This window comes from Pontibacter populi (assembly GCF_019336435.1).
GTDB lineage: Bacteria > Bacteroidota > Bacteroidia > Cytophagales > Hymenobacteraceae > Pontibacter > Pontibacter humidus.
This window is the reverse complement of record NZ_JAHWXQ010000002.1, coordinates 650,539-668,922: the sequence shown is the minus strand read 5'-3', so window position 1 is coordinate 668,922 and position 18,384 is coordinate 650,539. Positions and strand designations below refer to the sequence as shown.

Here is an 18,384-nt window from a genome sequence, read left to right as displayed (position 1 = left end):
GTGGTTCTTCTTAAAGTATATAATGATGACATTACTCTCTTTGGCTGCAGGTATGTAACCCGGAGCATAACTTAATCTATGTGTTATAGTTAAAGAGCTTAGTAGCAACTCAATCGGCTCTACTTATGAAAGCAGTTATTCTCCTGGGAACGCTGAAAAAAGAAGGCCTTTCTAATACTGAAGTTTTGTCAGAGTTTCTTTCTTCAGTTTTAAAGGAGCACGGCATAGACTGTACAATTATTAAGCTGGTAGAGCATACAATACTACCGGGAACGTACAGTAACATGGGTTCAGGAGATCAATGGCCGGGTATACTTCAGAAAGTGCTGGAATCCGATATCATCATTTTAGCTACTCCCATCTGGTGGAATAATCAGTCATCGGAAATACAAAAGGTGATTGAACGACTGGATGAATTGCACGATGAAATACTGGAAGGACAGGAGTCGAGGCTGAGTGGTAAAACCGGCGGTATTGTAATTACCGGTGATTCGGACGGAGCCCAGCATATTATTGCCAATATCAGTAACTTTTACAATGCCATAGGTATACTGTTGCCACCTTTCGCAACATTATCGGTGCTGTGGGAGAAGCAGAAGAAGAGTGCCGAAACGACGCGGGAGGAGTTAATGGCGAAGTATAAAACTGATTATAGTGCAACCGCCAAGAAAATGGTGGAGCAATTGAAGAAATATAGCAAACAGGAGAAAGAAGCTTAGTAGGTATTGGTACGGCTATAAAAATCTAACTAGCTGATAAGGCCTGACTTAGTACAGTTATATAAAATTTCTTGCGCTTATAGTTTGACAAGCATACAACTCTGTGTATATTTGCACACCCAATAACAGGGTAACGTGGCCGAGTGGCTAGGCTCAGCTCTGCAAAAGCTGCTACAGCGGTTCGAATCCGCTCGTTACCTCTTATTAAACGCCCCGGTTGTGAAAACGACCGGGGCGTTTTGTTTTACAGCCCATCTCTTTAATCCGTTACTTCACATAGTATCTTTTTCTGTATCTGGCAGTTAAACCAAAGTCCTCAGAAATAGCATCAATATTCCTGTTCAGATTAATCTTTTGTGCCATTTCTTCGTAATCAGGTTATCATTTACAAACATGTTTACTTACTTATATCACCAGCTTGGATATAGAAATGGCGTACAGAGCCTGTTCTTAGCTTATTAAAATGAACAATTTGATTTTAGACACCTTGTCGGATCAAGTTCAGTGAAATACCACTTCTTAACGCTAAATGTAATCGCTTACGAATACCTGATACATGAAAATCGTTGATTTACGCGTGATGCGCGGGCCGAACTACTGGTCTGTGAAGCATCCGAAAATTATAGTTCTGAAACTGGACCTGGAAGAGCAGAGCGATGTTTTAACGAACCAACTCCCTGAATTTTATAACCGCCTCCGTAAAATGTTTCCCGGCATGCAGTCCCACCGCTCATCAGAGGGCGTTGAGGGTGGCTTTTTTAAGACCGTGGAAGAAGGTACTACCCTGGGGCATGTAGTGCAGCATGTGGCATTAGAACTGCAGACAATGGCAGGTATGGACAGTGGTTTCGGCCGTTGTTACCCAACCCGTAATCCCCACGAGGTATATGTCATTTTCTCTTACCAGGAAGAAAGGGCAGGAGAGTATGCCGCATATGCTGCCGTACGCATCACCGAGGCGCTTATAAAGAAAGCCAAATACAAACTATGGGATGACCTGGAAAGGCTGCACGAGATACGGGAAGATGAGTATTTCGGCCCAAGTACCTATGCTATTGTTTCAGAGGCGGTAAGCCGCGGAATTCCCTACATCCGTCTTGACAGGCACTCGCTGATACAGCTGGGTTATGGGAAATACCAGAAGCGGATACAGGCTACTTTGACCTGCCGGACAGCCTGCTTTGCCGTAGAGATTGCCGGTGATAAGAATGCTACCAAAGACATGCTGAGCGATGCCGGTATACCTGTTCCGAAGGGCACTACAGTTTACTCACAGGAAGAGTTAAGGCGTGCCATTACCTGGCTGGGTTTCCCGCTGGTTATAAAGCCCCTGGACGGAAACCATGGCAAAGGAGCCACTATCAACATTACCAACCTGAATGATGCTAAAAAAGGCTTTATTGAGGCCCGTAAGTACTCACAGGCAGTAATGGTAGAGCAATACATCACTGGCTTCGATTTTAGGTTACTGGTAATTAACGGCAAGTTCGTGGCAGCGGCCAAACGCACGCCGGCCATGGTAATCGGGGATGGGGTATCAACTATAAAACAGCTGATCGATAAAGAGAATAAAGATCCCCGCCGAGGCATAGGTCACGAAAAGGTGCTTACAAGAATAAAGGTTGACAAGCATACCCAGGCACTCTTAAAAAGTCATGAGCTCACCACACAATCGGTAGTGCCAGCAGGGTATGAGGTGTTTTTGAAAAGCACGGCTAATATAAGCACCGGCGGCACAGCCACTGATGTTACGGACCTGGTGGACCCATACAACATACTGATGGCAGAGCGAATTGCGGGCATTGTAGGTTTGGATATTTGCGGAATCGATGTAATGACCACTGACATTGCCATTCCGCTGAACGAAGCCCGTGGGGCGGTGCTGGAGGTGAATGCTGCTCCTGGGTTCAGAATGCACATTTCACCAACCTATGGACTGCCACGCAACGTAGCAGAACCTGTAATAGATATGCTCTTCCCGCGTGGGCAGCCGGCAAGTATTCCGATTATAGCTGTAACCGGAACCAATGGTAAAACTACCACTACACGTTTAATAGCCCACATGGTGAAGCATAAGGGCTACCAGGTTGGGTACACTACCACTGACGGCATTTACATACAGGATAAACTGCTCGAGAAAGGCGATACAACCGGCTCGTATAGTGCTGAATTTGTGCTAAAAGACCCGACAGTAAACTTCGCCGTGTTGGAATGCGCCCGCGGTGGATTGCTGCGTTCCGGTCTTGGTTTCCAGCAATGTGACATAGGTATAGTTACCAACGTTAGCTCTGACCACCTGGGGCTTCGCGATATTCATACACTGGAAGAACTAGCCCAGGTAAAAGCTGTTATTCCGAAAAGTGTGAGCCCTGACGGCTATGCAGTACTGAACGCTGATGATGACCTGGTATATGCTATGGCCGATGGGTTAACCTGTAATGTAGCCTTCTTTAGTATGGACGAAAATAACCCGCGCATACTAAAGCATATAGCTAAAGGCGGTTTAGCAGCAGTGTTCGAGAACGGGTATATCTCTATTTTCAAGAACAGCTATAAACTGCGGGTTGACCGGGTAGGAGATGTGCCACTTACGTTTGGTGGACGCGCCCGATTTAATATCGAGAATATACTGGCAGCAACCCTGGCGGGCTACATTTCTCACTTTGATATCGAGGATATCAAGACTTCGCTTCGAACTTTCATACCATCGCCGGCTAAAACTCCGGGTCGAATGAACCTGTTCAAGTTCCCTAATTTTGAGGTGCTGGTAGACTATGCCCATAACGTAGGAGGGCTGAAAGCGATCGGCCAGTTTATTGAGAGCCTGGAAGTGAGGCATAAGGTCGGTATAATTGCAGGCGTTGGAGACCGCCGCACCGAGGACTTTTATGAACTCGGACAGGCTGCAGGAAATATTTTTGACGAAGTGATTATACGCTTGGATAATGACCTGCGCGGCAAGACTGCTGAGGAGATTACACAGCCATTAATACAAGGCATAGAAGATACGAATGCCAACGTGAAGATTGAGCTTATACCAGAAGAGATGCGCGCCATTGCCTATGCCCTTGAGCGTGCTGAGCCTGGTTCTTTCATTGCTATTTTTACAGAAGACATTTCTGAATCAGTGAAAATGGTGGAGCACTTTAAAGTTATCCAGGACCGGAAAATGTTAGTTGATTAAATCTTACTTACGTATAGAAAGCGCTATCAATTTGTGAACGATGGACTAAGGCCCCTTCCTGAAAGAAGGGGCTTTTTTATGGTTATAGTTTTTGAGAGTTTATAGTTTGATGGTTAATATTTAGGCTGGCGCGAGTCTCTATACTCGTGATTTACGATGGTGTTGAGTCTCCTGACTCAACTGGCCTGAAAGGTTTTGTCTGAATCAGGATTTACAGGATCAAAGGATTAGCAGGATTAGGCCTTATGCTATAGTTGGTCGCTATAGTTTTATAGTTTGCGTTGTAACCCACCCCTGCCCCTCCCGAGAGGGGAATTTTCCGCTACTGCTATAGTTGGCTTTACAATTCTATAGTTACAACTCATGATCAGGACAGGTTTACCTGTCCCTAAGGAATTATCATCCCGATCAATCTCGAAGCTTATAATTTCAAACTATAGTTAGCAGTTGCTATGCGAAACGTCTCAGTCTTTGGGTTGAGCGCCTTGTAGATTTGTGGTGCCGCAAGGCATTGCGACTTTAAGAGCAAAGCAAATGTACACAGCGCGATGCCCGAAGACGGGGCCTCCCGGCCGTGAGGGCACCAAAGCTGGATTGAAACGATAGGTTAATTGAGCTCCCAGGATGAAAGAAAGCTATGAAAGAAAAGGCTTGGTTCGGTTGATAGTGAAGCTAACTATAGAACTTAGATTTCTCACTTTGTTCGAAATGACAAAAGTGGAACTATAGCATTGAAGGCTATAAAACTAAAAAGCCCCTGCGAGGGCAGAGGCTTTCCATAACTATAGTTCGTTACCTGTTATTTCAATACAAAAGAAGTTCTTCCAATAAGGAAACCGTCAGCGTATAACTCAATTGTATGCTGGCCTTTTTTGTAAGCTGCATTCTTAGCGTAAACAAAACTTACCTGCTGCTGCGTGTTGTCAAATACGATATCGCGCTTGGCAGTATAATATATGTCTTCCCCATCAATCTGGAAAGTGCCTGAACCCGTAGAAAGATTGTACAATGCAGCTCCATCAGGTTCAATTAAGCGCATATAAATTGTTTTAGGCTCTTTTGGCGCTACATCATTCTGAGCAAGTTTAAAAGAAACTTTGATCTTATCTACCCTTTTGGCTCTGTACTCGCTGTCATCGTCGCCTTTCTCTTTCCCGCGCTGGTTAATGATGTTCACGCTAACGTTCTGAGCCTCCAGGCGTGATGCCAGTTTTACCTTTTCAGTCAGATCCTGGTTCGTAGACTTCATTGTGGTCAGGCTGTCAGAAAGCTTGTTCTGGGTAGTTTTCAGGGTCGTGTTTTCTGTAAACAGCACTTCGTTGTCTTCCTTCAGTTTGGCAATTTCCTTATCCTTCTGAATAAGCTGCTTTTCAAAGGCCTGTGCTCTGTCGCGGAATTTGCGCTGGTCGGCTAACGTATAGCTGCTTTTACGGAAACCACGCAACTGATCCAGGTCAGCAGAAATAGCGGCGATTTTCGACTCAAGCGAATCATTTTCGAGGCCCATTGCCTGTAACTCCTGGCTCTGGCGCTCAAAATCAGCTTTAAGGGCTTCGTAAACTTTGATCTGGTTTTCAAGTTCAGTGTTTTTCACCCGGATAACTTCTTCCTGCTCCTCAGCTTTCTCCTTTTTCTGATAATTCATGTAAAGCAGAATACCGTTTATACTGGTCAGGATGACGATAAAACCTACAATCAGGAGTTTTCTGTTCCCTCTGTTCTCAGGAGTGTTCGTTGACATATGTATAGATTATATTTTAGATTTAGGACCGGTGTATACATTCGGCACATGTAAAGTATCAAATATAAAACATTTGCATTATATATCTCAACCTCATGAAACAAGAATTTAATGCTGCCTACTGGCAACAACGCTACCAGAATAACCAGACAGGCTGGGACACACAAGGTATAACGACACCCCTGAAGGCTTATTTTGACCAGCTGACAAACAAAGAGTTGCGAATTTTAATACCCGGTTGCGGCAATGCCTACGAAGCCGAATATTTGTTTAAGAATGGTTTCAAGAATGTATTTGTAGCGGATGTAGCACCGAGCCCACTTGAGAATTTTGCAGACAGAGTTCAGGACTTCCCGAAGGAGCAGCTGCTGTTACAGAATTTTTTTGACCTGCAGGGGCCGTATGATCTTATAGTTGAACAAACATTTTTCTGCGCGATTTCACCTGACCTGCGGGCATCTTACGCCCGGAAATGTGCAGAATTGCTGGCGCCGGGTGGCAGAGTGGTTGGGCTGCTGTTTGACACTGAATTTACGCACGAAGGGCCTCCATTTGGAGGTTCAGCAGACGAATACAGGAAATACTTTGAGCCTTATTTCAAGTTAATACATTTCGAGAAGGCTTACAATTCTATTGCACCACGGCAGGGGCGGGAACTGTTTATCAACCTGAAAAAGAAGTAAACTACAAAGAGTAAACTCGGCTTAAACTATAGTTGCCATTCATAATTCGTCATTCATAATTTATAATTAACTATAGTTAGGCTACCTTTGCAGTGCCGAAAGGCAAAATTTAAAGTATAAAAGCTATGTTCGAGATTCCGAAACTACACCATACACAAAGTGGCAACTTCTTTCTAATGGCTGGTCCATGCGCTATAGAAGGCGAAGAAATGGCCATGCAGATAGCAGAACGCTTAAAGACAATTACAGATAAACTACAGATTCCGCTCATTTTTAAGGGCTCTTACCGCAAAGCCAACCGGTCCCGCCTGGATTCTTTCACCGGCATCGGCGATGAAAAAGCGCTGCGCATTCTGCAGAAAGTAAGCCAGACCTTTGATGTGCCTACTGTTACAGATATACATGAGAGCCAGGAAGCGGCGATGGCTGCCGAATATGTAGATGTGCTGCAGATTCCGGCTTTTTTGTGTCGCCAGACAGACCTTTTAGTAGCTGCAGCCAATACGGGTAAGGTGGTTAACATCAAAAAAGGGCAGTTTTTATCTGGGGAGGCCATGCGTTTTGCTGTTGATAAAGTGCGCGAGTCAGGCAACGAAAAGGTGATATTAACTGATCGTGGTAACAGCTTCGGTTATTCTGATATGGTTGTTGATTTCAGAAACTTACCTGAAATGCAATCGACTGGGGCACCTGTGGTAATGGACGTAACGCACTCATTGCAGCAACCAAACCAAAGCTCCGGAGTTACAGGTGGTAAACCAGCACTAATCGAAACTATAGCCAAAGCGGCCATAGCAGTGGGAGCCGACGGCCTGTTCATAGAAACGCACCCACAACCAAGCATTGCCAAATCAGATGGAGCGAATATGTTGCCATTAGACCAACTGGAAGGCTTAATGCAGAAACTGATCAGAATCCGTCAGGCGATCAGCTAAAGTGTGATAAAGGATTTTTAGACAAAGGACAAAGGACTTCGGTTTTTTGTCCTTTTTGTTTTATAGTTGGTATTTAACCTACCGATAGCCCCTTCTAAAAATAAGAGAAGAAATATATACTTCGCAGCAATTCCCCTCTTGAGAGGGGCAGGGGTGTGTCTACTATAGCAGGGGAAATAACACCATTTTATAGTTGGTGCCGACGTTCACTGGTTATAAAAAGCACAAACTCTAAAATGCCAGTGTAAAGTGCTCTTTTGGCTGTGCTGTCCGGAAGAAAACCAACCCTACAAAGTACAGATCTATAGTTTGGCCCACCTGCGGATGCTTTTTGATCTCCTGCCAGGCACGTTTCATTTCCGGGGACCAGTAAATATCATCAATCACAAACACGCTGTTTTCATGTGCTTTTGCAAGGCATTGTGTAAAGTAGCGTAAAGTGGGCTCGTATCGGTGGTTGCCATCAAAAAAAGCAAAATCCAGTTGCGGTATCAACTCTAACTGAGGGAGGAGTGTCTGATCTAAATTACCGGTTATCTGCGTGATGTTGTGGAGATGCAGGTATTCGAAGTTCTCTTTTGCTACACCGGCTATAGTTGGGCAACCTTCAAAAGTAAACACCTGCGCCTTACGGGCTGCTTCAGCCAAATAAGCAGTCGTTATTCCCAACGAAGTGCCCAGTTCAAACACATACCGTGGCTGAAAATGATTGACTAACCTGAAAAGCAGCTGCCCATATTTAGCTGGCTTTGCTGAAGTGCGGGCTATATCAGAAACTTTCCGGGTTTTATAGTTTATAGTTTTAGATCCGGCTCCAAAATCGGTCACTTCTATCGTTCGTTCTTCGGCCAGCAGGTTTTTGCGTACAGCTTCTACCCGTGGGTAAGCATAGTAGGCACCATCGTGCCGTATGACGTGGTTGTACAGGTTAAACACGAAAGGGGAGTGCACGCCATGCAGTTTAAAGGATTTTGCCCTGTAAAGCAGGTAATCTATGGCTTGGCTAAAATGAGACACTGGCTAAAGTTGACGGCTTTTCAGTTGGATTGATGAATGGTTTGATTGTTGGAGAATTAATGGTTGGATGTTAATTTGCAGAAAGCCATTTAACCTCTAAAATCCAACCACTAATTTAATTTGTAAGGGACGATCAGGGTAAATTCAGGAATAGTGGCATAGAACTGCTTGCCATCTACGAGGCGCTCCATTAAGTAAGTGCCGCTCATTTTGCCAATTCCGGTTTTCAGGTTGCAGCCCGATACGTATTCATGCGATTCGCCTGGCTCCAGGGTGGGTTGCTGGCCCACTACGCCTTCGCCTTCTACTTCGCGCACTGTGCCCGTAGCATCATGTATATACCAGTGGCGTCGCAGTAATTTTACTGTAAACTCGCTTTTATTTTCTATCGTTATCTTGTAAGCAAATACAAAGTGCTGCTGTACCGGACTCGAATAATCTGGAAGGTAGTTAGTGGTTACTGTTACTTTCACTCCTTCTGTCGTTTTTGTATCCATGTTACAGTTATTATTGTATATTAGAAACTGCTGAAGTGTAAAAGAGTTACCATTATTAACTAAGTTTCAGGATTATTTCACACCCTTCATCCATCATTTATGAATGTAAAGATAGAAGAAAGCTGGCAAAATGTGCTGCAAGATGAATTTGAAAAGCCATATTTCAAAAACCTTGTAGCTTTTGTTAAAGACGAATACAATTCCCAAAAAGTTTATCCACCGGGTAACCAGATCTTTAACGCATTTAAAATGTGCCCCTTCGATCAAGTGAAAGTAGTTATACTCGGCCAGGACCCTTATCATGGGCCAAATCAGGCAAACGGGCTGGCCTTTTCGGTTAGCGATGAGGTGCGTACGCCGCCTTCGCTAATTAATATTTTTAAAGAGATCAAAAGCGACCTGGGCAAAGACCTGCCAGCCAGCGGAAACCTGGAGCGCTGGGCAAAGCAAGGTGTATTATTACTGAATGCTACCTTAACCGTACGCGCAGGCGATGCCGGTTCGCACCAGAAAAAAGGCTGGGAGCAGTTCACAGATGCTGTAGTGCAGAAGGTAAACGACGAGAAAGAGCATGTCGTGTTTATGCTTTGGGGTGCTTATGCCCAGAAAAAAGGCGCCATCATAGACCCTCAAAAACACCTTGTTCTTCAGTCAGCGCATCCATCGCCTTTTGCCGCCGACCGGGGATTTTTCGGAAACCGCCATTTCAGCAAAGCAAATGCTTACCTGATAGCGAATGGGAAAGAGCCTATTGACTGGTAAACTATAGTTGAGTTAATGATGCCGGGTTACAGTTGGTAATGCTGATTTCTTGCTGAGCTATAGTTTAGGGTCTTCGTTTTTCCACGGAAATTTGCCTTCCAGCTCCACCTGCAGCGAAATGCTCAGGAACGTTCTGATCAATATGATCATACCAAGTATCAACACTCCCTGCAGATCCGGTTTGGTAGAAACGGTAGCAATAATATCGGCCGCAACCAGTATTTCCAGTCCAAGCAAAATGGTTTTACCTAAATCCTGTCGGAGTTCCTTGTAATATGTTTTGCCTGTCAGCATGGGGAACAGGTACCTGACAAGAGCGATGGCAGCCCCGACTGATATGATCAAAACACCAATAGCTTCTATAATTCCGACAACATATTCGATATAGGTCCGAACAATTTCCATAATCTCAGCTTAAGATCTACTTTATAATTTGCCCTTCTATACGTGTAATTATTAACAGGGCTACATTCAGCGAAGAAAGGGGATCAATGCTCTATAGTTTTTGTAGGGGTAAGGTGTGTAACCTGCTCTTAGCCAGCTTAAAGGTGTAATGTGCAAAAAGCCAGACGGTTAGGTCTGGCTTTTGAGTAATATGAACTATAGTTATAGTTTATTCGATGATATTGAAAATGCGGTTCCAGCGAATCTTATTCAGGAATTTGCCATAAGGGTCTGTCGACATCCAGATCATAACTGCTTTACCTACAATGTGATCAGCCGGTACGAAACCCCAGTAGCGTGAGTCCATGGAGTTATGGCGGTTATCACCCATCATAAAGTAATAGTTCTGCTTAAAGGTATACTGGTTAGCTTCTTTGCCATCCAGGTATAGCTTGCCGTCGCGTACCTCGGCATTATCGTTGTGCTCATACTCCAGTATCACGCGTTCGTAAAGCGGAAGCGTTGCTGGTGTTATGGCTACCGTAGCACCTTCTTTTGGTACATACAGCGGTCCGAAAAAGTCCTGGTTCCACTTATAGTTACTAGGCACATGCGGGAAAATATCCGGTTGCTGCACACCTGGACTTTCTTTCAAAAGCGTTATGCCATCAACAAACTCCAACTTAGCGAGCTCAGCTGCCTTCTCCGGGGTAGCATTAAACCTAAAGCCACCTTCCCACGCATACACACTAGTCAGGTCCATATCATGATCCAGGAAAAATTCTTCGTTCAGGATCTTGGATGTAGCCATAAAGTAACTGTACTGCAGTTTTTCAGGATTAGCAGAGGGTGTACCGTTTACATATACCTGCATGTCACGCACTTCGATAGAGTCTCCGGCCACCGCTACACAACGTTTTATATAGTTCGTGCGCAAATCGGCCGGGTGCTGATCCTCAGGCGGGTAATTAAAAACGACAACATCGCCACGCTTTACTTCCGAAAAACCAGGCAACCTGTACGATGGTAGCTGAATGGCATCAGAATAAGATGGAATGTTAGTGCCCCAGATAGTTTGGTGGGTTAACGGTATCTGCAATGGTGTAATAGGCGTGCGCGGACCATAGTGCAGCTTGCTCACAAACAGGAAATCACCAACTAACAGCGACTTTTCCATGGATGGAGTAGGAATGGTGTACGCCTCAAACGTAGCCCAACGAATTAAACTGGCTGCCACCACAGCAAACAGGATAGCATCGCCCCATTCGCGGGCAAAGCTCTTTTTCTTTTTAGGCTCTTTGGTAACTGGCTTTTTCTCCCAGAACTTAACTTTCATGCAGGGTTCGCTATGATTTTTACAGATTCAGCATGTCTTTCATGCCGTAAACGCCTTTCTTGTCCTTCAGCCATTCGGCTGCCATCAAGGCGCCTTCGGCAAAACCGGTGCGGCTATGTGCCACATGTGAAAGCTCAATTTTATCAACGTCAGAACTATAGGTAACAATATGGGTGCCAACTACATCCGGTTCGCGTTCTGAAATAATGTTCAGTTTGCCTTCTGTTTCCTGGTCAGCTACCCAGCCGCTCAGGGCAGGGAAGTGAGGCAATATACCTTCGGCGGTTGTTATACCGGTACCGCTTGGCTTATCCACTTTCTGCAGGTGATGAATCTCACGTATGCCTACACTGTACTCCTTGTAAGCCTGCATTTTAGCTGCAATATACTCGTTAAAGTGGAAAAACAAATTAACGCCTACGCTAAAGTTAGAAGCATAAAAGAAGGCACCATTGGTATCAGCACATAACTGCTTGGCATCTTCCAGCTTATCGAGCCAGCCTGTAGAACCAACTACAACCGGAATATTATTTTGCAGGCAATACGTGATGTTTCCAAACGCAGCCTCAGGGTGTGTAAATTCTATGGCCACATCAACATTAGCTGCTGTATAGTTGCTAAGTGTTTCTGTGTTGGTATGGTCTATAGTTCCGGCAATCTGGTGTCCTTTTGCCAAGGCCATCTGCTCAATGGTTTTGCCCATTTTGCCGTAGCCGATCAACAGTATTCTCATTTTGATTTAGTGTAAAGCGTTAAGCTTAAGCCTGGTGTATAGGCCAGTTGAGTAGGTACGCGCATTATATCTGGTTGCACTCTTAAAGCAAGGTTATCGCTTATATCGAATTCTTTCATGTGGGCGTGCACATAGGCCTCAGCAATCTGCAAGCCATAAGCTCCAATTGATAACAGAATAGTTAAGTCGCGATTACGACGATAGTAGTCTCGGGCATATTTTAGATAAGGAATTCCTTTGTCTGGCCTGTCTATACCATAGTTGTTACTGTTTGCATACTTATCTACACCACCGTTTATACGTATATTTAAGGCCTCTTCAAAATCTTTATAATTATTATGATTAGTGATCCAGAAGTAAGCTAATACTCCGCCAGTGGCATATACTATTGGTACTTTCCAGTACGCTTTGTTATAAGCCTGCCCTAAACCCGGAACTATAGCAGAAAATAAAGCAGCTTTTGCCGGCCTGTCCCATTTAGTCAGGAAAAAACTGTTATCGTCTTCGGTTGCGGTATCCGGAACGGAAACTATAACCGAATCGGGGCCAGCCGTTATGACCTGCGCGCGGGCAGGAGCAACAAAAGCACCTATACTCAACAAGAATAAAGCAATGCTAACGGTTAGCCTCATTATAGTTTGTTAATAGTTAAGTAATTCTAAGATACGGTTCAGCTCATCTACAGATACAAAGGGGATCTTGATCTCGCCTTTACCGTCGTTATTTGCCTTCACCTGTATTTTAGTACCAAACTGAGAAGATAAGCGTGTTTCCACAGACCTGATCTCTTCTTCGTACTTGTTAAACTGGAGTTTGTGTTGCGGATCAGGCTTTTTGGTAGCATTCTGCAGGTTACGAACCAGTTCCTCTACTTTACGCACTGATAATTCTTCATTCACAACTTTCTTGAAAACTTCCAGCTGGTTTTCAATGGTATCGATATTGATGAGCGCGCGCGCATGGCCCATAGAGATCACGTTATCGCGCAGGGCGATCTGGATATCCGGTGGCAATTTAAGCAGGCGCAGGTAGTTGGTTACGGTGGTACGCTTTTTACCCACACGGTCGCCCAGTTCTTCCTGCTTCAGGCTACACTCCGAAAGTAAACGCTGGTAGGAGAGAGCTATCTCGATCGCGTTCAGGTTTTCGCGCTGAATGTTCTCGATCAGGGCCATTTCCAGCATCTGCTGGTCGTCAGCCTTGCGAATATAAGCTGGTATAGTTGTGAGTCCGGCCATTTTAGCTGCCTGGTAACGGCGCTCACCCGAGATCAGCTGGTAGCTTTTCTGGTCGAGCTGGCGAACGGTAATAGGCTGAATGATGCCCTGTATTCTGATAGACTCCGCCAATTCTTCCAGTGCGCCCTGATCAAAGTGGGTACGCGGCTGGTAGGGGTTCGTCTGGATCTGGTCTATGGCTATATCTGCGATAGTATTGACTTCATTAATGGTGTTCGAATCAATTTTACCTGTGTACTTGTTACCCTCCAGAAGAGAGCCAAGACCTCTGCCGAGGCCTCCTGTGCGTTTAGGTGTTTTATTGTTGTTATCAGACATGTAAGGGTAGGGTTATTTCTCCAGCGCCACACTGTTTTTCTCGGCAATTTCACGGGCCAGGTTAAGGTAGCTCAGTGCTCCTTTACTTTCGGCATCGTGCAAAATGGCCGGTAAACCAAAGCTTGGCGACTCACTCAACTTCACATTTCTTGGAATGATCGTATCAAAAACCATTTGCTGGAAGTGTGTTTTCACTTCTTCCACCACCTGGTTGCTCAGGCGCAGGCGCACATCGTACATGGTTAAAAGGATACCTTCTATAGCCAATTCTGTGTTCAGGCGCGACTGAATGATCTTGATTGTGTTCAGCAACTTGCCCAGACCTTCCAAAGCGAAGTACTCGCATTGCACCGGAATTACTACCGAATCGGCAGCGGTAAGCGAGTTAACCGTAATCAGACCCAGCGAAGGAGAGCAGTCAATGATAATGAAATCGTACTTCTCGCGCAGTGGCTTCAGTGCCTCACGCATTTTCTCTTCGCGGTTATCTAAGTTGATCATCTCCACTTCAGCACCAACCAGGTCGATGTGCGATGGGATGAGGTCCAGGAATTCGATGTTAGGAGAAGCCAGAATAATATCTTCCGGATTCAGATCTTCTACCATGCATTCGTAAATACTGGAAGTGATGCTGGCCGGATCGAAGCCAAGGCCTGACGTGGCATTGGCCTGTGGATCTGCATCTACCAGCAGGGTTCTGTATTCTAAGGCTGCCAGGCTTGCCGCCAGGTTTATGGCTGTGGTAGTTTTACCTACGCCTCCTTTTTGATTGGCAACCGCTATTATTTTTCCCATGTTATACTTATAGGTTTATAGTTTGACCTATCTCCATCAGAATTAACTCTTTACCTGCCATCTGCGCTACTTCCTTCACTTCTTCGTGGTCTATGGCAATGTATGGAAACGTGTCGTAATGCATGCCGATGAACTTATCAACCTGAATGAAATCAGCCGCAATAAGCGCATTGTGTATGTCCATTGTAAAGTTATCACCGATCGGCAGCAATGCAAAATCAAGGTCGAACTGCTCCGGAATCAGCTTCATGTCATAAGTTAAAGCGGTATCGCCGGCAAAATAGAAGGCTTTATCTTCTGTCTCCACCACAAAACCAGATGCTACACCAGCATAGGTGCCATCCGGCAATGAGCTCGAATGCACGGCAGTTACCATTTTCACCGTTCCAAATGGCAGTGTAACTTTTCCGCCAATGTTCATCGGGTGCGTTTTCTCAATTCCTTTCTCGCCGTACCAGCCAGCAATCTCGAAAGTAGAAACTATAGTAGAACCGTTGTTTTTGGCAATTCGCTCAGCATCGTGCACGTGGTCCTGGTGGCCATGCGACAGCAGAATATAATCTGCTTTAATGCTGTCTACATCAATATCCTTCGCCAGTTCGTTGGGCGAAATGAACGGGTCGAACAAAACGCTGTGCTTACCGATCTTAATTAAAAAGCAAGACTGTCCGTAGTATGTTATTTCCATGATTTACTGATTAGTGCTTACTTATCTACGTTAGTTATTTTTATCTTGCACAAAGATACATTTTTTTGACCACTTTACCGGATGCAAATCAGAACCCGCCACGTTTTTTTATCCACCGTTTTTGCCCTGTTATCCACCGTTTTGCTCCTGTGCCAGTCTTGCACTGAAGCCGGAAAAAATGGAACGAATAAAACTGTTTTCAGGTATAACCAGCCCGAAGCTTTATCGTCGCTGGACCCGGCTTTTGCCCGTAACCAGGCCAATATCTGGGCTACCACGCAACTATACAACGGCCTGGTGGAACTGGACCAGGAACTTAAAATAGGTCCCAGCATCGCTAAAAGCTGGGAAGTATCGGAAGATGGCAGAACTTATAGTTTCGTGCTTCGGGATGATGTTTACTTCCACGACCATGAAGTTTTTAAAGGTGGAAAAGGCCGCAAAGTGACTGCGCAGGACGTAGCCTATAGTTTCAAGCGTATCATTGATCCCGCTACAGCCAGCACCGGCGCCTGGATTTTCAATGACAAAGTTTTAACGGATAAAAACGGTGCAATTTCTGACACTGCTTTCCTGGCAGTAAACGATTCTACTTTTAAGATCTACCTGAACGAGCCATTCATCGCTTTCCTGGAAATTCTGACGATGCCTTATGCATTTATAGTTCCGCAGGAGGCTGTAGCAAAGTATGGCAAAGATTTCCGGGCAAATCCGGTAGGTACGGGCCCTTTCGTGTTTAAGCAGTGGGACGAAGGCAATGCCATTATCATGCACAAAAACCCGAAATACTGGAAGAAAGATGAAATAGGAGTGCAATTACCTTATTTGGATGCCGTTCAGATCTCTTTCATTACCGACCGTAAATCTGAGTTCCTGACCTTTATGCAGGGCAAACTGGACTTTTTATCTGGTGTTAGAGAAGGGTCGAGAGATTTGATACTGAACAATGACGGAACGGTGCAGGACGATTTTAAAGGCAAGTTTACCGTACGCAAAGAACCTTACCTGAATACAGAATATATTGGCTTTCAGCTGGACCCTAAGAACCTGAAAGACCCGAACCCGGCTGTGCAGGACAAACGCGTGCGACAGGCGCTGAACTACGCTATCAATAAAAAGGAAATGATCGCCTATTTTAGGAATAACATTGGTATACCTGGCCATTCAGGAATAGTGCCGCCCTCGTTGCCATCTTTTAGCCAGGAGAAAGTGCCAGGCTATAGTTACAACCCTAAGAAAGCCAGAGAATTGCTGACTGCTGCCGGCTATAGTTACCAGAAACCCCTGAAAATGCGCCTGAGCACCGTAGCCGAACATAAGGAACTGGCAGAGTACATGCAGAAAAAATGGGCAGAGGTGGGCGTGCAGGTAGAGATCGATATCAACCAGGGACCTGCGCACCAGGAAACCGTGGATAATGGCCGCGCGCCGTTCTTTATGAAATCATGGCTTGGCGATTACCCGGATGCGGAGAACTACCTGGCGCTGTTTTATAGTAAGAATTTCTCACCGGCGGGGCCCAACAAAACTCACTTCGTGAACAAGGAATTCGACAGACTATACGAGCAGGCCAAGCTGGAGCGTGACGTGAAAAAGCGCTGGGAACTTTACCAGGCCATGGATAGGATAGTGGTGGAAGAATGCCCGGTTATTGTGTTATACTACGACGAAGTACTGCGCCTGACCCAGAACAACATACAAGGCCTGGAGCCCAACCCTATGAACTTGCTGAAACTGGAGCGGGTGCGCAAACTATAGTTTCAATTTACCGATCATAAAAAAAGCCCGGCTGGTGCTTCAGCCGGGCTTTTTCGTTGGACTATAGTTGCCTTACAAACTTCTGCCTGAGGGATTGTTTCTGTCAGGATCGATTCTGTTCGGATCATTTCTGTTAGGATCATCCTCAGGTCTGATCTGCTTGTTTCTTGGATTCATCTTATCCACTTCCACATCTGTTTTGCGGACAGTGCCACGCACAGTTTCATCGCGCTGGGTTTGTTCTTTACTTAACCGCACTTCTTCTACTACGCGGGCTTCTTTATTCACAACAGGCACTTCGGCGTGTTCTTTCATTTCAATGCTGCCTTCCTTAAAGTTCTGGAAGTCACGTTCGGTAGCTGGTCGGTTTACCGGGTTACGCTCCACATTTACGTGCTCTTCACGCAGGCGTAAGTGTTCCTCTACCGGGCGCTCTACTATACGGCTTCTCAACCTTACACCACCTGTTTCTACTTCGCGTTTACCAACGTTCATGCTTTCTTCCACAATCGGAATAGATTGGTTGGTATTGATGTCTCTTCTTTCGTTTATGTTGCCGGTAGGAGCTGTGCCTGTGCTAGTACCGCTTCTGAACTGGTTTGACCGTTCATCAACATCCACAGCACCACACTGGTCTAATGTTCTGGCAGCTGCTTCTGCTTCCTGCTTAGAGTCGGCATGTACGGTTACAACCCAACCTTTGCGGGCTACATCGGCGTACTTTCTGGTTTCTTCTTTATCGCTTCCGAACAACGATCCAAAAAAGCTGCTTACTTTATCTGAACCACGTTCTGCGGTAGAGCTGGCAGTTTTATCGGCTGTGCTCTGGTTTGAAATATCTATATGATCTGATGGTATTCTGTTACTTTCCAATTTCTGCACAGCAGTTTGCGCATCTATACCTTTCTCGAAAATTCCTATCACTGTTTGTGCCATAGTTTTAAATTGTATGTGTTAAAAATTGATTAAAATGTTTTGTAGCTGTTTCTCATACAGTTATAGTTATCTGGGATCAGGTTCATCGTTTTGCACCCGCTCTATATTTATTTCTTCCCGGCGCAGGTTTATAGGTTGGGTAGTATGGTCTTCAATTTTGCGGTTAATGATATGTAACTCTTCCACTACTTTTATGCGCTTTACAAGCACCAGTTCTTCGCGCAGCACTGTGACAATCATTTTGTCGCCTTCATAACGTACTGCAGGTGGCGCCTGATCCACATACTGGTTAATTGGAATGCGCTGTACATCTACTTCTTCATGCACAATAGGTACATTAATCAGCACCTCATCTTCGTGCACATTCTTAGATATCCGAACCTTTCCCGATTCAACAACTTTCTTATTTACATGTACCTGTTCTTCAATTACAGGTATCACTCTTTCCTCGCGATCTGTATGGAGCGTTTCATCCTGGGGGCCCATTTCATAGCTGTGGCTATCTGCTTTAGCGGCGCTCTCCCTTAGCTTTTCTTCAAATTCAGATATTTGATTTTTTTTATTCAGTTTGCTCATATTTGAATAATATGATATAGTTAAATAGTGTTTTTCAAAGATTAATTGCTTTCTATTCTATACAATTGTTTTACGGCAGCAGGG

Annotated in this window: 18 protein-coding genes and 1 tRNA gene; 7 read left to right on the top strand and 12 right to left on the bottom strand. The window is 45.0% G+C overall.

Annotation, left to right across the window (positions count from 1 at the left end; genetic code table 11):
* The first annotated feature begins 125 nt into the window (after positions 1 to 125).
* From KYK27_RS09390 to cphA, 3 genes are all read left to right on the top strand, one after another.
* Positions 126 to 719, top strand: a complete 594-nt coding sequence (locus KYK27_RS09390) for a flavodoxin family protein (protein WP_199109763.1) — start codon at positions 126 to 128, stop codon at positions 717 to 719.
* A gap of 129 nt (positions 720 to 848) precedes the next feature.
* A tRNA-Cys gene (locus KYK27_RS09385) sits at positions 849 to 919 on the top strand.
* A gap of 356 nt (positions 920 to 1,275) precedes the next feature.
* Complete coding sequence (gene cphA / locus KYK27_RS09380) at positions 1,276 to 3,903, top strand: cyanophycin synthetase (RefSeq protein WP_199109762.1); 2,628 nt, start codon at positions 1,276 to 1,278, stop codon at positions 3,901 to 3,903.
* Between the two features lie 799 nt (positions 3,904 to 4,702).
* Here cphA and KYK27_RS09375 read toward each other — a convergent pair.
* Complete coding sequence (locus KYK27_RS09375; RefSeq protein ID WP_199109761.1) at positions 4,703 to 5,644, bottom strand: hypothetical protein; 942 nt, start codon at positions 5,642 to 5,644, stop codon at positions 4,703 to 4,705.
* 95 nt (positions 5,645 to 5,739) lie between these two features.
* Between KYK27_RS09375 and KYK27_RS09370 the strand changes: the two genes are divergently transcribed.
* Entirely contained in the window at positions 5,740 to 6,327 is a 588-nt protein-coding gene (locus tag KYK27_RS09370; protein ID WP_199109760.1) for a methyltransferase, read from the top strand.
* 125 nt (positions 6,328 to 6,452) lie between these two features.
* The gene (kdsA, locus tag KYK27_RS09365) at positions 6,453 to 7,262 is read left to right on the top strand and encodes a 3-deoxy-8-phosphooctulonate synthase (RefSeq protein ID WP_199109759.1); all 810 of its coding nucleotides are present in this window, start codon (positions 6,453 to 6,455) and stop codon (positions 7,260 to 7,262) included.
* A gap of 231 nt (positions 7,263 to 7,493) precedes the next feature.
* Here kdsA and KYK27_RS09360 read toward each other — a convergent pair whose 3' ends face one another.
* Positions 7,494 to 8,279 carry an O-methyltransferase gene (locus KYK27_RS09360; protein WP_317195909.1) on the bottom strand — a complete coding sequence of 262 codons (786 nt, stop codon included), beginning with the start codon at positions 8,277 to 8,279 and terminating at the stop codon, positions 7,494 to 7,496.
* 110 nt (positions 8,280 to 8,389) lie between these two features.
* Complete coding sequence (apaG, locus tag KYK27_RS09355; RefSeq protein ID WP_162426885.1) at positions 8,390 to 8,776, bottom strand: Co2+/Mg2+ efflux protein ApaG; 387 nt, start codon at positions 8,774 to 8,776, stop codon at positions 8,390 to 8,392.
* A 99-nt stretch (positions 8,777 to 8,875) separates the two neighbouring features.
* Between apaG and ung the strand changes: the two genes are divergently transcribed.
* Positions 8,876 to 9,538, top strand: coding sequence for a uracil-DNA glycosylase (gene ung / locus KYK27_RS09350; protein ID WP_199109758.1), 663 nt, complete (start codon positions 8,876 to 8,878; stop codon positions 9,536 to 9,538).
* Positions 9,539 to 9,595: 57 nt separating this feature from the next.
* Here the strand turns inward: ung and KYK27_RS09345 are convergent, their stop codons facing one another.
* The 7 genes from KYK27_RS09345 to KYK27_RS09315 all read right to left on the bottom strand — a co-directional run bounded on the left by KYK27_RS09345 (position 9,596) and on the right by KYK27_RS09315 (position 15,030).
* Positions 9,596 to 9,943 carry a DUF1622 domain-containing protein gene (locus KYK27_RS09345; protein WP_199109757.1) on the bottom strand — a complete coding sequence of 116 codons (348 nt, stop codon included), beginning with the start codon at positions 9,941 to 9,943 and terminating at the stop codon, positions 9,596 to 9,598.
* A gap of 208 nt (positions 9,944 to 10,151) precedes the next feature.
* Entirely contained in the window at positions 10,152 to 11,258 is a 1,107-nt protein-coding gene (lepB, locus tag KYK27_RS09340; protein WP_199109756.1) for a signal peptidase I, read from the bottom strand.
* A 19-nt stretch (positions 11,259 to 11,277) separates the two neighbouring features.
* Positions 11,278 to 11,991 (bottom strand): 4-hydroxy-tetrahydrodipicolinate reductase, encoded by a 714-nt coding sequence (dapB, locus tag KYK27_RS09335; RefSeq protein ID WP_199109755.1) that lies wholly within the window; start codon positions 11,989 to 11,991, stop codon positions 11,278 to 11,280.
* On the bottom strand, positions 11,988 to 12,623 hold the full coding sequence (locus KYK27_RS09330; protein WP_199109754.1) for a DUF5683 domain-containing protein: 636 nt from the start codon (positions 12,621 to 12,623) through the stop codon (positions 11,988 to 11,990). The genes dapB and KYK27_RS09330 overlap by 4 nt, the downstream gene beginning before the upstream one ends.
* A 9-nt stretch (positions 12,624 to 12,632) precedes the next feature.
* Positions 12,633 to 13,547 carry a ParB/RepB/Spo0J family partition protein gene (locus tag KYK27_RS09325; RefSeq protein ID WP_199109753.1) on the bottom strand — a complete coding sequence of 305 codons (915 nt, stop codon included), beginning with the start codon at positions 13,545 to 13,547 and terminating at the stop codon, positions 12,633 to 12,635.
* A 12-nt stretch (positions 13,548 to 13,559) separates the two neighbouring features.
* On the bottom strand, positions 13,560 to 14,342 hold the full coding sequence (locus KYK27_RS09320; RefSeq protein WP_199109752.1) for a ParA family protein: 783 nt from the start codon (positions 14,340 to 14,342) through the stop codon (positions 13,560 to 13,562).
* Positions 14,343 to 14,349: 7 nt separating this feature from the next.
* A complete protein-coding gene (locus tag KYK27_RS09315) occupies positions 14,350 to 15,030 on the bottom strand; it encodes a metal-dependent hydrolase (protein WP_199109751.1) in 681 nt (226 codons plus the stop codon).
* Between the two features lie 81 nt (positions 15,031 to 15,111).
* Between KYK27_RS09315 and KYK27_RS09310 the strand changes: the two genes are divergently transcribed.
* Complete coding sequence (locus KYK27_RS09310; RefSeq protein ID WP_199109750.1) at positions 15,112 to 16,788, top strand: ABC transporter substrate-binding protein; 1,677 nt, start codon at positions 15,112 to 15,114, stop codon at positions 16,786 to 16,788.
* Positions 16,789 to 16,860: 72 nt separating this feature from the next.
* On the opposite strand, the gene KYK27_RS09305 is transcribed toward KYK27_RS09310, so the two are convergent.
* Both KYK27_RS09305 and KYK27_RS09300 read right to left on the bottom strand, forming a co-directional pair.
* Positions 16,861 to 17,724, bottom strand: coding sequence for a YsnF/AvaK domain-containing protein (locus KYK27_RS09305; protein ID WP_199109749.1), 864 nt, complete (start codon positions 17,722 to 17,724; stop codon positions 16,861 to 16,863).
* A 66-nt stretch (positions 17,725 to 17,790) separates the two neighbouring features.
* On the bottom strand, positions 17,791 to 18,300 hold the full coding sequence (locus tag KYK27_RS09300) for a YsnF/AvaK domain-containing protein (protein WP_233150358.1): 510 nt from the start codon (positions 18,298 to 18,300) through the stop codon (positions 17,791 to 17,793).
* Positions 18,301 to 18,384: the final 84 nt, after the last annotated feature.